Annotated in this window: 2 protein-coding genes; both read left to right on the forward strand. The window is 33.0% G+C overall.

The features are described from left to right. Positions 1–261: 261 nt before the first annotated feature. The gene (locus tag BQ5344_RS08095; protein WP_071124904.1) at positions 262–7,431 is read left to right on the forward strand and encodes an autotransporter-associated N-terminal domain-containing protein; all 7,170 of its coding nucleotides are present in this window, start codon (positions 262–264) and stop codon (positions 7,429–7,431) included. 334 nt (positions 7,432–7,765) lie between these two features. Further along, positions 7,766–14,944, forward strand: a complete 7,179-nt coding sequence (locus BQ5344_RS08100; RefSeq protein ID WP_071124905.1) for an autotransporter-associated N-terminal domain-containing protein — start codon at positions 7,766–7,768, stop codon at positions 14,942–14,944. Positions 14,945–15,378 lie beyond the last annotated feature (434 nt).

Raw genomic sequence — 15,378 nt, forward strand, 5'->3', positions numbered from 1 at the left:
GTTAATAAATGTATTGTAATTTTTCTAAGAGTGGAAATTATTCCACTCTTTAATTTACGTATATAAACATTATCTGAAAATACAAATAAAATTTTATGATATATCTAATAAATTTTAGAAAAAAGTATATTTTTAATTTATAGCAAGATTATTTTAAAATTTAGAAGTAAAAGTATAATAACAAGGTAAGTTATAAATTTAAATCACATAATAATTTTGAGGTTGATTTTTTAGTCGTTTAGTATACTAAAAGGTTTAAAAATGAAAGGAATAAAGAATATGACAAATAATTTACAAAAAGTTAAACAAGACCTATGTTCATTTGCAAAAAGAGCAAAAGATTTTAAATATACAGATTCTGCATTGTTTATGTTTTTATTAACAGGATTTGTTATGACAAGAAATAATCTATTTTCGTCAGCGACAAATAAAGATATCGAGATTCAAAAAGAAGAAGTGTCTACATCAATTAAAAATATACATCAGAATTTTAGTGAAATAAGAAAACAAAATGATAAATTAATAAAAGATGCAAATTTAGAAATAATTCAGTTAATGGAACAAGGAGATTATGTAATAAAGAGTCCTTGGAGTAGTTGGCAATATGGTTTAAATTATTTTTACAATAATTGGGATGGATCTTATAAAGGCCGTGGAGATAAGAAGGCAAAATATCCTTATGAAGGTGTATACAAAAGAGGTGAATGGTGGGAAAGAAATGTCTCGCCTTATGGGGATTCGTATAAAAGATTACTTGCTAATAGTGGACTTCATTCAGATCCTAGTTCATCACTTAGCAATAGAAGAAATGAACTTGAATACGGTTTAGTTGGAACAGTTCCTGTACCAGATGCAGGAGTACCATTTATAATTGAACCTGTTATAAACATAAATACTCCAACATTGCCTAATTTAAATATAAATCCCACAATAATACAGCCAAATGTAACTTTTTCAATTCCGTCAGTAAAAACAATTAGCTTTGATGAAATAAAAGTAAATAAACTTGAACCTAATGTATTTGAACCACCAGCTTTGAATGAAGTATCTACAGGATTTGCACAAGGTCAGGAAATAGGATTAAATACGAATCAGAATTATATTGTTTCTAATAGTACAGTTAATTTAATAGATGATGTTAATATAAAAATACAAGACACAGGATACTCTGGAACAGGTCAGTTTAGCTGGGATGGACATAGTGATAATAGAAGTAGAACCAACAGACCTGCTGACGGAGGAGTCCATGGTACAACATCATCAGCATATAGTTATCTACATACACCAAATGCGATAGTTCCAAGTGAATATTCACAAAGTGCAACGAGTCCTGGATTAGGATTTCTAGATGATTCAATCACAAGAACAGATAGAAAATTCCCTATAAATACAAACTGGAGACCTGTGACAGACCCTCATTATGAAAGAAGGAATGCTTCATCTCAACAAGTGTTTTTAAATGTCTTAACTGATGGTTATAATTTAGGAGGAGCAGGAAAAACTTTAACATTTGAAAATCATACTAGTGAGCCTTTGACTAATAATTCAAATAGGCTAGAAAGAACAAACACGTTAAGGGTAATAAGTGTAAACCATGCGTATGGAAGCGTGAACAGGACAGTTGAATTTAATCTTGAGGCAGACTTGAAAATTTCAGGAAGAGATGGATATTTAGATAAGATGCTTACTCCTAATCCTAAAAATTCAGGGCATTCTCCGCATATGACAATTGGTATAGAACATCAGGCCTATGGATCAATAGCGGCAAGAGCCATAAATAAAGGGACTATGACTTTAGAAAAAATAAGTGCAAAAACTGGTGGACTTGCAAGTAATGTTGTGGGTATGACTGCAATGGTCGAAGACTATGGTGATTACGGACATAGATTAAGCCCAGATGATCCTAATGCAAATGCTGGAATACCTAATGGATGGTATCTAAAAGACGGAGATTCTGACGCATCTCCAACTCCTGTTACAAGTCCAAAATGGAAATACAGAAGACAGGCTCCTTGGGAATCTACTCTTGAAAATAGAGGTACAATAAAAGTAGATGCAATCGACAGTATCGGTATGGATTTTGCTGAATATACTTTTAGGGCAGATATCGCAGGAACAAGCTATAAATCAGATAATATATCTGGACCGATTCCAAATCCTAGAGGAAATATTCCTGCTTATAACAACAAAGGTTCATTAAATATTTATGCAAGAGTTGGAAATATTGAATTGAACAGTGAAGATCCAGATGCTTCCGTAAATGCAGTATATTCTGGAATACAAGGAAGTTATGGATTAAGAGTGCCAAATATTTTCAAAACAGCTGACAATTCACAAGTTTACTATGATGAAACAGTAATTGACGGTACTTTGAACAGTCCGACGTCAAAAGGTATTGTTGTAAATGGAAGCCATAACGTTGGAGTTTCTATTTCAAAATTAATAACAGGCTCTGAAAGAGTGCGTCAATATCAATCTGGAGGAATACCAGGATTAACGCCAGCCGATGGTGCAAAGCCTTATTTAGTAGCAAGAGCAAATACAGACCCTATTGGAAATATATACAATCTTAATATAGTTGTAAACGGTACTGAAAATGTTGGATTGCTTAGAAAATCTGATTATATGCAAGGAAGTAAATATGATATTGGTGGATTTATGCCAGGACTGGCAAGATCAAAAAATGATTTTGTAATAACGGATTCACATATTAATTCAATAGATTTTACAAAAGATGCTAAAGGTGGAGCACTATTCAGAACAGATAAATATGGAATTGATTTAGCAAAAACTAATTTTACTGTAACAGCAATGGAAAACAGAAATAAGGATGCCAATGACAATGATTTATACAATATTGTAATGCTAGCAAATGGAAGTATAAATAGTGTTGTTGCAGGGGCACCCGCTGAGGATAATCTTGATGCGAATAAGCCTGTAAAAGTAAAAAATACTGCTGCAATAACAATAGGAAGCACAGCTAATACTGGATACAATATGCTTGGAATGATGGCATATAAAGGTGGAGAATTTGAAAATGATGCAGATATTACTTTAAATACAAAAAATTCAATTGGACTGGTTATAGAAGGAGAAGCTGAAAGAAGCGGAGTAAAAAAAGAAAGTAAAGGGGAAAGTACAAGCAGCACTATAAAAGTAACTGGAGATGGATCTATTGCTGTTTATAACAATGGCAGAACTTATACAATGACAGGTGGAGAAATTAATATTTCAGGAAAGAAAAATGTGGGAGTGTATTCAGCGGGAGTTCCGACATATGATCATTTGGGCAATATAACTGGTTATTCAAACCTTGCTACGACAACATTAAATAACGGTACATTGAAAGTTTCAGGGAAAGGTTCAGTTGGATTATATGCTAATGGTGGTTCTGACATAAAGCTGAATAATATGACAAATATGGAAGTAGAGGAAAATGCACTATTATTTTATGGTATAAAACATAATACGGATTATTCTCAATTGGAACTTGTAGGAAATAATACTGTAACTATAAAAAACGGTGGGTATGCCTTTTACTTTAAAAATGAAAATTTACTTGACCGTCTAGTAAAAACTGGAAGTACAGGTAAAATATACTTAACTTTGGAAGATGGAGCAACATTGAGCGTTATTGAAGGAGATGGAGTAACGCCTTTATTACTAACAAATGTTTCGCCTGTATCCGCAAATAATACTGGAGATTATGAAATTGAACCAGGAATTGTTATAAGAGGCACTTCTGGAGATTACACAACAACAAAATCAACTAAAGTAAATCTTCAGATGGATATGGATGCAAACTTGGATGACAAAAATGACAGATACTTAAATTCTGAATTTGTATCTTCAAGTGTTACTTTAAGAGCTGGAAAAACAATAAGTGGTTCAGGAGCATTAACAACTGCTGATGTCAATGCTGAAAAAGTTAAAAAATCAAAAGTTGCCATTGCTCAGACAAATTCAGAAGATTTAAGAAATAAAGTCAAACTTACGAATGATGGTACTATTAACCTGACTGGAACTGGAATGGCTGGAATTGTAGGGCAATTTGCAGAAATATATAACAATAGCATCTTAAAAACAACTGGACAAGATTCAACTGCAATAATAGGTTCAAATGGTGCTTTGGCACAAAATGGTGCTGCTGGTACTATAGAAATTGGAAATGGTGGAGTTGGAATAGCAGGAATAAATTATCTTGGAGTTACAGATATACCTAGAGGGACACCTCCAACAAACGGAAACAGAGGAATAGATATTGTAAATAAAGGAAGTATAAAATCAGTAGGAAATGGAGCGGCTATAGGAATATTAGCTGTGGATGATGAAAGTCAAAATATTGTTGGAGCATTTGGTCCTAATTCGATTTTATTAGATAGCGGATCTTCAATAGATGTATCTTCTGGAACAGGTGGAATTGGAGTATATTCTCAAATCAAAAATCGTTCAACAAAAACTGGGTTAATCACAGATAATGGTTCAACAATTAAAATAGGAACTAACGGAGTAGGTATCTATGCAGATGGAACTGTTATAAGTGCAACTAATGGTGGAATTATAGAAACTGTAAATGGAGCAACTGGAAAAGGAATATATACAAATGAATCTGTTACTTCAAATAAAACTATAAAATTATTAGGAGATAAGTCGATAGGAATACATGTATATGGCAATTCACCAGTAAATATAACTAATAGTGGAGATATAACTGTAGGGAACTCTCTTGATAAAAATAATCCAAGTATTGCAATCTATGCTCCAAATGCAGGAAGTATTAATCATTTGGGTGGAACAATAACTCTTGGAAATAAATCTTTAGGATTATATTCAGAGAACGGAACAGCAACATCTTCTGCTCCGATATTAGTAGGAAATGAAGGATTAGGGGTATATAAAAAATCTGGAACTGCAACATTGAATGGTAAAATGGAAGTAGGAAATTCAGCTGTAGGAGTATTTGGAGATAACAATGCAACTATTGTAAATAATTCTTCAGATATGAACATAGGAGACAGTTCATTTGGATTTGCAATTTTAGGTAATGGAGTCAATAATTATATAGGAAATCCAGGATCAGCAATAAATCTTGGGACAGAAAGTGTATATCTTTACAAAGCAGGACCTCTTGGAACACTGACAAGTGAAACATCTGTAAATCTAAAAGCAGGAGCTGGAAGAAGCACAGGATTTTATGCTGTAAATGGTGGGACAATAACTAACAGAGGACAAGTGAATTTTGCGAACGGAGTTGGAAGTGTAGGAGCTTATTCTGAAAGTTCTGGTACAGTTTACAATGAAGGAACAATAACAGTAGGTGGCTCAGACATTCTACAAAATTATTACTCAATCGGTATGGCATCAAAAAATGGCGGTAAAATTGTAAATAATGCAGGAAGTACGATAAATGTGACAGGTACTTATGGTATAGGGATGTTTGCCGATGGTGCAGGGTCAAGAGCCGAAAATTATGGAACAATAAATTTAGAGTCTGCTGGAGAATTTAGAGGTGCTTATGGAATGTATATAAATAACCATGCAACAGGGTATGTTGGACCTTTTGGAGTTATAAAATCTGGAAGATATGGTTCAAATACAGATAAGAGCGACTTGATAGGAATAGCAGTATTAAATGGTGCAACACTTGAAAATCATGGAATAATCGATATAGACGCAAGAAATTCTTATGGAATATATATAAGAAATGGTATTATAAAAAATTATGGAACTATTAATATTTCTGGAACAGGTTCAATAGGATTAAGATATAAGAATGCAACTGATGAAAATGGTAATCCTCTGAATCCCACAGATATACAGAATGCAGTAAATTTAGGAAATGGAGCGACTGCACACAGAGAAGATCCAAATATTAACAATAATGTTGGAACATCAGCAGGAAGTACGAGAATATCGCCTACTGGAGTGGTAACTATTAATGGAAATATTGTATCTGTTCATGATTTAACTTCAGAAATAAGTCCATTAACAGGAAATTATGGATTCTCAAATGTAGGAATTTACGTAGACACATTGGGAAGAACAAATCCAATTAACTGGGTAGACGGTTTTAATCCTAGTTTAGAAAATGATTTGATAATAGGGGCAGAAGCAGCAGAATTGTCAACAAGTAAAGCAATTAAAATAGGTAGAAATGTATTGGGACCTTATATAACACCATATATGCAAATGTCAGGACCGACACCACAAATATTAAATGCAATATCTGGATCCCTTACTTGGAATGTAAAACCACTAGCTGGACCAAGCGGCTATCCTGAAGAAGCGATAATGGCAAAAATTCCATATACTGATTTTGTTCTTAAAACAGAAAATGCTTGGAACTTTACTGATGGACTTGAACAAAGATACGGTGTAGAAGGTATTGGAACAAGAGAAAAATTGTTATTTAACAAACTGAATAGCATAGGTAAAAATGAACAATCGCTGTTAACACAAGCTTTTGATGAAATGATGGGACATCAATATGGAAATACTCAGCAAAGAATTAATTCAACTGGAAGTATGCTTGACAAAGAATTTAAACATCTTAAAAAAGATTGGAGAAATCCGTCTAAACAAAATAATAAGATTAAAGTATTTGGTATGAGAGATGAATATAAATCAGATACAGCGGGAATCATAGATTATACAAGTAATTCTTACGGATTTGCGTATGTTCACGAAGATGAAAGAATTAAGATGGGTAATTCAAGTGGATGGTATGCAGGAGCTGTAACAAATAGATTTAAGTTTAAAGATATTGGAAAATCAAAAGAGAATCAGACTATGCTTAAAGCGGGAGCATTTAAGACAATGTCACCGAAAAAAGATTACAATGGTGCATTGCAATGGACAATCGGTGGAGATGTATTTGCCGGTATTAATGAAATGAAACGTAGATATCTTGTAGTAGATGAAATATTCCAGGCGAAATCTGACTATCATTCTTATGGAGCGGCAGTTAAGACAGATTTAGGATATGACATAAGAATGAGCGAGAGAACGCATTTGCGTCCTTACGGAGCATTAAAGATGGAATATGGAAGATTCAACAATATCAAGGAAGATAACGGGGAAATGAGACTAGAAGTAAAAGGCAATGACTATTTCTCAGTAAAACCGGAAGTTGGTGTTGAATTTAAATATGTACAGCCGCTAGCGGTAAGAACAAATTTATCTGTAGGCTTGACAGCATCTTATGAAAATGAACTAGGAAAAGTTGGAGATGTAAACAATAAAGGGAGAGTAAGATACACTACAGCAGACTGGTTTAACATAAGAGGAGAAAAGGATGACAGACGAGGGAATGGTAAATTTGACTTGAATATTGGAGTAGATAATACAAGATTTGGAGTTACGGTAAATGGAGGATATGACACTAAAGGTAATAATGTAAGAGGTGGAATAGGATTTAGAGCTATTTACTAAGTTTGATAAAAAAATTTAAACAAGAAGTTTAAATATAATTTTATAAAAATAATTTTAATTTATTTCTGTAATTTAAATAAGCAATAGTATTTCTATATTTTAAATATATTATAAGAAATATGTTTGATTATGAAATAAAAAATAAAAATATTTTTAAAATTGTATTGATTTATCTTATTGTTTTTGATAAAATAAAAAAAAAGAGCATATTATTTTATATCTGTAACATATAAGAAGTACAAAAAAAATAATAAATTTAATCTAAATATTAATTTTTTGAATTAATTTTTTAGTCACTAGGTACATTAAAATATAAAAAGAAAGGAATAAAAAAATGACAAATAATTTACAAAAAGTTAAGCAGGATTTATGTTCATTAGCAAAAAGAACAAAAGATTTTAAATATACAGATTCTGCACTGTTTATGTTTTTGCTGACAGGACTTGTTATGGTAAGAAATAACTTGTTTTCGACAACATCAAATAAAGAGATTAAAACTCAAAAAGAAGAAATATCTACATCAATTAAAAATATACATCAGAAATTTAAAGAGACAAGAAGAGAAAATGATAAATTGTTAAAAGATGCGAATTTAGAATTAATTCAATTAATGGAGCAAGGAGACCATGTAGTAAAATCTCCATGGAGTTCATGGCAGTATGGGATGAACTACTTTAATAATAATTGGAATGGAACATATAAAGGACGTGGAGATAAGAAAGAGAAATATCCTTATGAAGGCATATTCCAGAGAAGTGAAGATGCGTTTGAAAAATATACTTCACCTTTAAGTTCAAAATATAAAGAGCTGCCAACTTCAACAAATCCATATTCTGCATCTTCAACTGCAAGATTGGGATTATCAAACAAAGGATATGGAATTTCAAGTACTTCACCTAGACAGGAGCCATTATCCACATTAAATGTAGACGCTTCAATAAGACCAAAAGATGTGTCTAGAGATCCTGTGGATGCACCAAGAGTATCTGTACCTGTACCGCAGTTAAGTGCGATTGGTGTGCCAAACTTATTGCCGCCTTCATTGAATATACCAACACCTGCTACACCGACAATAAGTCTAAACTTACCAACACCAAATACAAATCCATTTACGGATTTCTGTTTTACATGTGGAACTCAAAATGGAGTACACCAAGTTGATAATGCTAAGGCTTTTAACGATGCGCAGCATAACAGTTCTGATGGAAATGATCCTGATAAAAAGCCTAACTGGACGGATGGAGGAAATAATAAATTTTGGACAGGATATAATCCAGTTACAGGTTTATTAACTCCAAATTCTGGAACAAATGGAAATATAAGAAATTTTTCCTATTCAAGTGGAAGTAGAACTAACTGGGCTCCAAGAACTGCAGCAGCATTATACTTTAATAAGTCTTACGATGAAAGAGCAAGAGCTAATACAGCTCTAGGATTATCAGCTGCAAATATGAAAAAGCCTAAACCTGATCCAGTAGGATTTGAAGCAAAAAATATTGAAGTATATGTTGCTGGGAATGTATCAGATAATGCCGGAAATAATGCAGGGAAAACCAATGGTAATCATGATGGTGCAATAGGAATACATACAGTTTGGGATGGAACACTTTCAAATATTAAAGGGCATCTATATGGAAGAGCAAATTTCCTTTCAATAGAGACTTGGCATTCAGGTAGATTACAATTTAATAATGTATCGATAAATATTGAAAGAGATGATAGCAAAGGGATAAAAGCAAATGAGAACACTTTATTCTATATTTACCCAGCTACTTATGATACGATAGCTTCTCATAACTACTGGGCAGGAGCTCCAAAGCAACGTGGAGGATTTATCGGAAAAGTTGATGCAAAAATTGCATCAAATAAAAATATAGTGTACTCTGTACTTGGTGCTCAGGGATCGTTTGAAATTACCAGTACAGGAAAATATGAGTTAGAAGGAGCAGACAATATAGTTTATTCCGGATTAGGATATTCTCCTAACTTTAATAATTTAATTAGCAAAACTGCTACTCCTAATGGAATAATTGAAGATTTATATGGTACTGGTTTAACTCCTTCAATAAAGCTTGATAAAGCACCAGAATCTTATGGTGATGGAAATGTTATAATGTTATTCAATAATAGAATCAGTCTAGCAGGAAAAGCATTCTATGATTCTCCTACTAACAGTTCAAATCAATATATATCAAATGATGGAAATGGACCTGTTAGAAAAGCTAATTGGGAAAAATCTGGAGTTGGAATATATCAAGGAGAAATAAGAGCAAAAGCTATTATTGGTAATCAATTGAATATGGCAAATTCCGGAACTCAGACAGCAGCTGGAAATACAACTACTATAAGAAACGGTGCTACTGAAACAGAAAAAACAGGTGATTCTAACTATGTTGAAAATAATATAGGGATATATGCAAGATCTGGTCAAAGAGGAAAAGAAACAATTAATGGGCAGGTAGCTGAAATTAAGCCTTCACAAGATTTAGGAGCTATAGATGCTGCAAGAGGAACAGACTTTAATAGAGATGAAGTTCATTCTTTACAAGTTAATGATATTGATATCAGTTTTGGTAAATATGCTAAAAATGGTATTATGATGGTTTCAGAAAATGGAACTGTTTTAGATGCAGCTATGAGTACTAATAAACATGAGGGTAGCGATACAACAACTGTACCTATAATGACAGGAGATATTAAAGATTACGGGACAGCAAATCTTAATGGAAAAATTTCATATAATGATGCTAGTAATGAGGCTGCAACTGGAACAATAATAGCTTATTCAGATGGAAAATGGCAAAATAGCGTTCACGGAATGATTTCGAATGAAGCTAAAAGGTTTGAAGGAAAGCCTAGTGAAATTAATATAGGACGTAATGTTGTTCTTACTGGAAGATATAAAAAGTTTGCTGATGGAACAGAGTCTACTCCAGTAGCTTATGTAGCTAAAAATGGCGGAGAAATTACTGCTCATGAAAAAACTTCAGCAAAAGGTTTTGGAGGATTATTAGCTTACGCTGAAGCAGGAGGAAAAGTTACATTAAAGAAAGAAGCTGAATCAGTAAGCGAATGGGCTAAGAAGGATGAAGAAACAAAGCCTTATCTGTATGAAAATATTGGAGGATATGCTAAAGGCGCAGGTTCAACTGTTACATTTGAAGAAAATCTGAAAATTAACGGTATGGCAGGTTTTGCTGATGGAACAGGAGCAGTTGTAAACTTGAATAAAAATGCAAATAAAGTACAGACAGGTAAAGGTGGAGCACTGGTAGCCCTTAATGGAGGAGTAGTTAATTTTGGTGGTGGAGATATCTATCATGAAACGAATGTAACGACTAACAGTGTTGGAACTGGTAATCAAGGTGATAATGCAGGGGATCATGCACAATCAACACCATTTTTTGCAGGAGCTAACTCAAAAGTAAACTTCACAGGCGCTACAACAATAAACATGTCAGATGGTATTTTAAAAGCTGGAGAAACTTCTGATTATACTGCAGCGGCAGGAACAGCTACTAAATATAACGGTATGCAAAATGTTAGTGTTAAACTTACTGGAGACAATGTAGTTTTAGCTGCATATGATGGAAATACAACAAACTGGACTGGATCATCTGCAGGATCATCACAGGTTATGACTGAAATGAAGATAAATCCTGCTAATTTTAATCCTAATGGAAAGAAGTATAAAATATTCTATATTAATGGAATATTCAATTTAAATACTAACCTAGATTTAGATGATGCAACTAATGAATTTAACAAGAGTCTTGGTTTATCAAATGAAAAATTTAATATAGCAAATGGAATGACAGTAAGCTCTCTTACAGGTAAAGGGCTTGTTATGGGATCAAACACCAGTGCAACTGATAATACAAGCAACTTGTATAACAATGAAGGAACTGTTGATATAAAAGGCGGAAATGTAGCGTCAACAACTGCGTTAAATGTAAGTTATGGAACAATTCATAATAAAAATCTGATAAATGTTGACAAAGGTATTGGTGCCTATGGAATAAATGGAAGTAAACTGATAAATGATCAGAATGCCAATATAAATATAACTGGCGAAGGTGTAGGAATGGCGGCATTTACTTCAGGAACTTCTTTACAGGATTATGGAACAGATAAAAATATTGCTAACGGTACATTAGGTACAGCAAAAACATTAGAAATATTAAATAAAGGAATGCTTACTGTAAACGGAGATACTTCAGTAGGAATTTATGGTAAAACTGATAAGATAGCAGGCGCTCATGCAAGTACAAATATAACTAGAGTAAACGGGCTTATCAGTAACGAAGGAAAAATTATTATGACAGGAAATAAAGCTGTTGGAATTGTATCTAACGGATTAGGTAATACTGTCACATTGAATGGAACAGGAAGTTCTGACATAGTAATTCAAGGTACAGAGGGAATTGGAGTATATGCTGAAAATTCAGATGTTAACTTACTGACAAATTACGGAATAGAAGTTAAAGATAAAGGAACAGGAATATTTATAAAAGATGGAAGTAACGTGAGTGCAGGAACACTTGAACTGAAATATAGCGGATCAAATACTGAAACAGGAGTAGGATTGTTTTATGACAATACATCTGGAGGAGTTAAGACAAATAATACAAATGTAAATCTTGTCGATACAGTTGGAACAACAGGAGGCGTTGTAGGACTATATGTAAAAGGAAATGGCGGACTTCTGACAAATAATGGAAACGTATCAGGAGACAGGGGTTATGGATTAATTACAGAAGGAACAGAACTTGTAAATGCAGGTATAATTACATTGAATAACCCTGTTGATGCAGCAACTAAGAAACCAAGTGTAGGAATTTATACAAAAGCAACTGATAAAATAACAAATAACGGAACAATAACAGTGGGAGATAATTCAGTTGGAATATACGGACATGCAGTTGATAATAACGGAACAATAAATACTGGTGCAGGTGGTACAGGTATATATAGTTCAGGTGGAGATGTAAATCTTAATTCTGGAAGCATAAATGTAGGTACTGAAAAAGCTGCGGCAGTCTATACAAACGGAAGCGGTCAAACTGTAAGAGCACATTCTGGAAGCAATTTATCAATAGGGGATAATTCGTTTGGATTTATCAACGAATCAAAAACAAGTGGAACAGGAAATAAAATTATAAGTGATATTTCAAGTATAAGTAATCTTGGCAATGAAACAGTTTACATATATTCAGCAGATGCTAGAGCAGGTGCAGAAGTAATTAATAATACAAACTTAACTTCTACAGGTTCATATAACTATGGATTGTATTCGGCTGGAAAAGTAACAAACAATGCAGATATAAACTTTGGAAGCGGATTTGGAAATGTTGGAATATACAGTACTCATGGAGGAGAAGCAACAAATGCTGCAGGAAAGAATATTACAGTAGGCGCTTCGTTTATAGATGATAATAATCCATTGAATAATAGATATGCAGTTGGAATGGCTGCAGGATTTACTCCAACACAAAGTGAAATCGCTGCAGGTAAAAGAGCTTATACAGGAAATATTATAAATAATGGGACTATTAATGTGACAGGTCCATCTAGTATAGGGATGTATGGAACAGGTCAAGGAACAAAAGTAATTAATGCAGCAGGAGCAACGATAAATCTAAATGCAAGTAATACTACAGGAATGTACTTAGATAACGGAGCATACGGATACAACTACGGAACAATCAGATCAAATGGAACTGGACTTGAAAAAGTGATTGGAGTGGTTGTTAAGAATGGTTCAACAATTGAAAATCATGGAGACATAATTTTAGATGCAAAATCTGCAGTTGGAATACTTGCTAAAGGAGATATTGCAGGAAATAACCTTGGAATAATCAAAAACTATAAAACGATGATTATACAAGGTGAAGGTTCTATAGATGAAAAAGCAGATGGAAATCAAAGCAGCCTTGGAAAAGGATTGATGGGAGTATCAATAGAAGTACCTAAGGGTTCAAGTGTAGGAACAATAACAGTAAACGGAAATCCTGTAGTGCCTACGATTGCTACTTCATCAGCTGAAGAATATAAGGCAATGCAGACTTCTACAATAGGAATGTATATAGACACTTCGAGTAAGAGATTTACTAATCCTATTCAAGGATTAAGCACATTAAGCGGCTTAACTAAAGCGGATCTTATTATAGGTGCCGAAGCAGCAGAAAATACTACAAGCAAATATATTCAACTAGATAAGAAAATACTAGACCCATACAATGAAATGATAAAACAAAATCCTCAAATAAAAGACTGGAATATCTATTCAGGATCATTGACTTGGATGGCAACAGTTGCACAAAATCAAACAGATGGAACAATAGAAAATGCGTATATGGCTAAAATTCCTTATACTTTCTGGGCTGGAAAAGAACCTAATCCTGTAGAAGTTACAGATACATATAACTTCTTAGATGGACTTGAACAAAGGTACGGTGTAGAAGGACTTGGAACAAGAGAAAAAACTTTATTTGATAAAATAAGCGGTATAGGAAATAATGAACAGGTTCTATTCTTCCAGGCAATAGATGAAATGATGGGACATCAATATGGAAACACTCAGCAAAGAATCAATTCGACAGGAAATATGCTAGACAAGGAATTTAACTATCTGAAAAAAGAGTGGAGAAATCCGTCTAAGCAGAATAACAAGATTAAAGTATTTGGCATGAGAGATGAATATAATACAGATACTGCAGGAATTATTAACTATACAAGCAATTCTTATGGATTCGCATATGTTCATGAAGATGAAGCAATCAAGCTTGGCAACAGTTCAGGATGGTATGCAGGGGCTGTGACTAACAGATTCAAGTTCAAGGATATTGGAAAATCAAGTGAAAATCAGACAATGATTAAAGCTGGAGTGTTCAAGAAAATGTCACCTAAGAAAGACTATAACGGAGCATTGCAATGGACAACTGGCGGGGATGTATTTGCAGGTTTAAACAATATGCAACGTAGATATTTGGTAGTAGATGAAATATTCCAAGCAAAATCTAGTTATCATTCTTATGGAGCAGCTGTTAAGACAGATTTAGGATATGATATAAGAATGAGTGAAAGAACTCATTTGCGTCCTTATGGAGCGTTAAAAATGGAATATGGAAGATTTAACGATATTAAGGAAGATAATGGAGAAGTAAGACTAGAAGTAAAAGGAAATGATTATTTCTCAGTAAAACCAGAAGTTGGAGTTGAATTTAGATATGTACAGCCGCTAGCGGTAAGAACAAATTTATCAGTAGGATTGACAGCATCTTATGAAAATGAACTAGGAAAAGTTGGAGATGTGAACAATAAGGGAAGAGTAAGATATACGACAGCAGACTGGTTTGGAATCAGAGGAGAAAAAGAGGACAGACGAGGGAATGGTAAGTTTGACTTAAATATTGGAGTGGATAACACAAGATTCGGAGTTACAGTAAATGGAGGATATGACACTAAAGGAAATAACGTAAGAGCAGGAATAGGATTCAGAGCTATTTACTAGAATAATAATAAAAGAAGTAATACATATTTGAGTGAAAAACTTAGATAAAAAAATTAAGGACAGTAAGACTTTAGTTTTGCTGTTCTTTTTTATAAAATAAAAATATAGTGCTCATATGAAACACAAAAATTGCGAATATTTTACTTAAATTCTAGTTTTCTACTATTTTTTTATTCTAAAAATAAATTTACTAAAAACTTTTTTAGTAAATGATTAAAGCCTAATATTCTAAAATAATTTGAATACAGTTTTTGTTTTTTAAACAAGTTTTAGTATAAAATATTGTAAAAATTATAAATTTAAATTTGTATCTAAATTTTGGTATTGTATAGTTTTATAGTACTTAGTATATTTAAAAAAATTTTTTGTAGAGAAATAAAACTTGTATATACAATATAAAAATGATATAATATGAAAAAGTATTTTAAAAATAG

Source organism: Leptotrichia massiliensis (assembly GCF_900104625.1).
In the GTDB taxonomy this organism is placed as follows: Bacteria; Fusobacteriota; Fusobacteriia; order Fusobacteriales; family Leptotrichiaceae; genus Leptotrichia; species Leptotrichia massiliensis.

Coding starts and splice junctions, on each gene's coding strand:
- BQ5344_RS08095 (WP_071124904.1), top strand. CDS start 262: ATGAAAGGAATAAAGAATATGACAAATAATTTACAAAAAGTTAAACAA.
- BQ5344_RS08100 (WP_071124905.1), top strand. CDS start 7,766: ATGACAAATAATTTACAAAAAGTTAAGCAGGATTTATGTTCATTAGCA.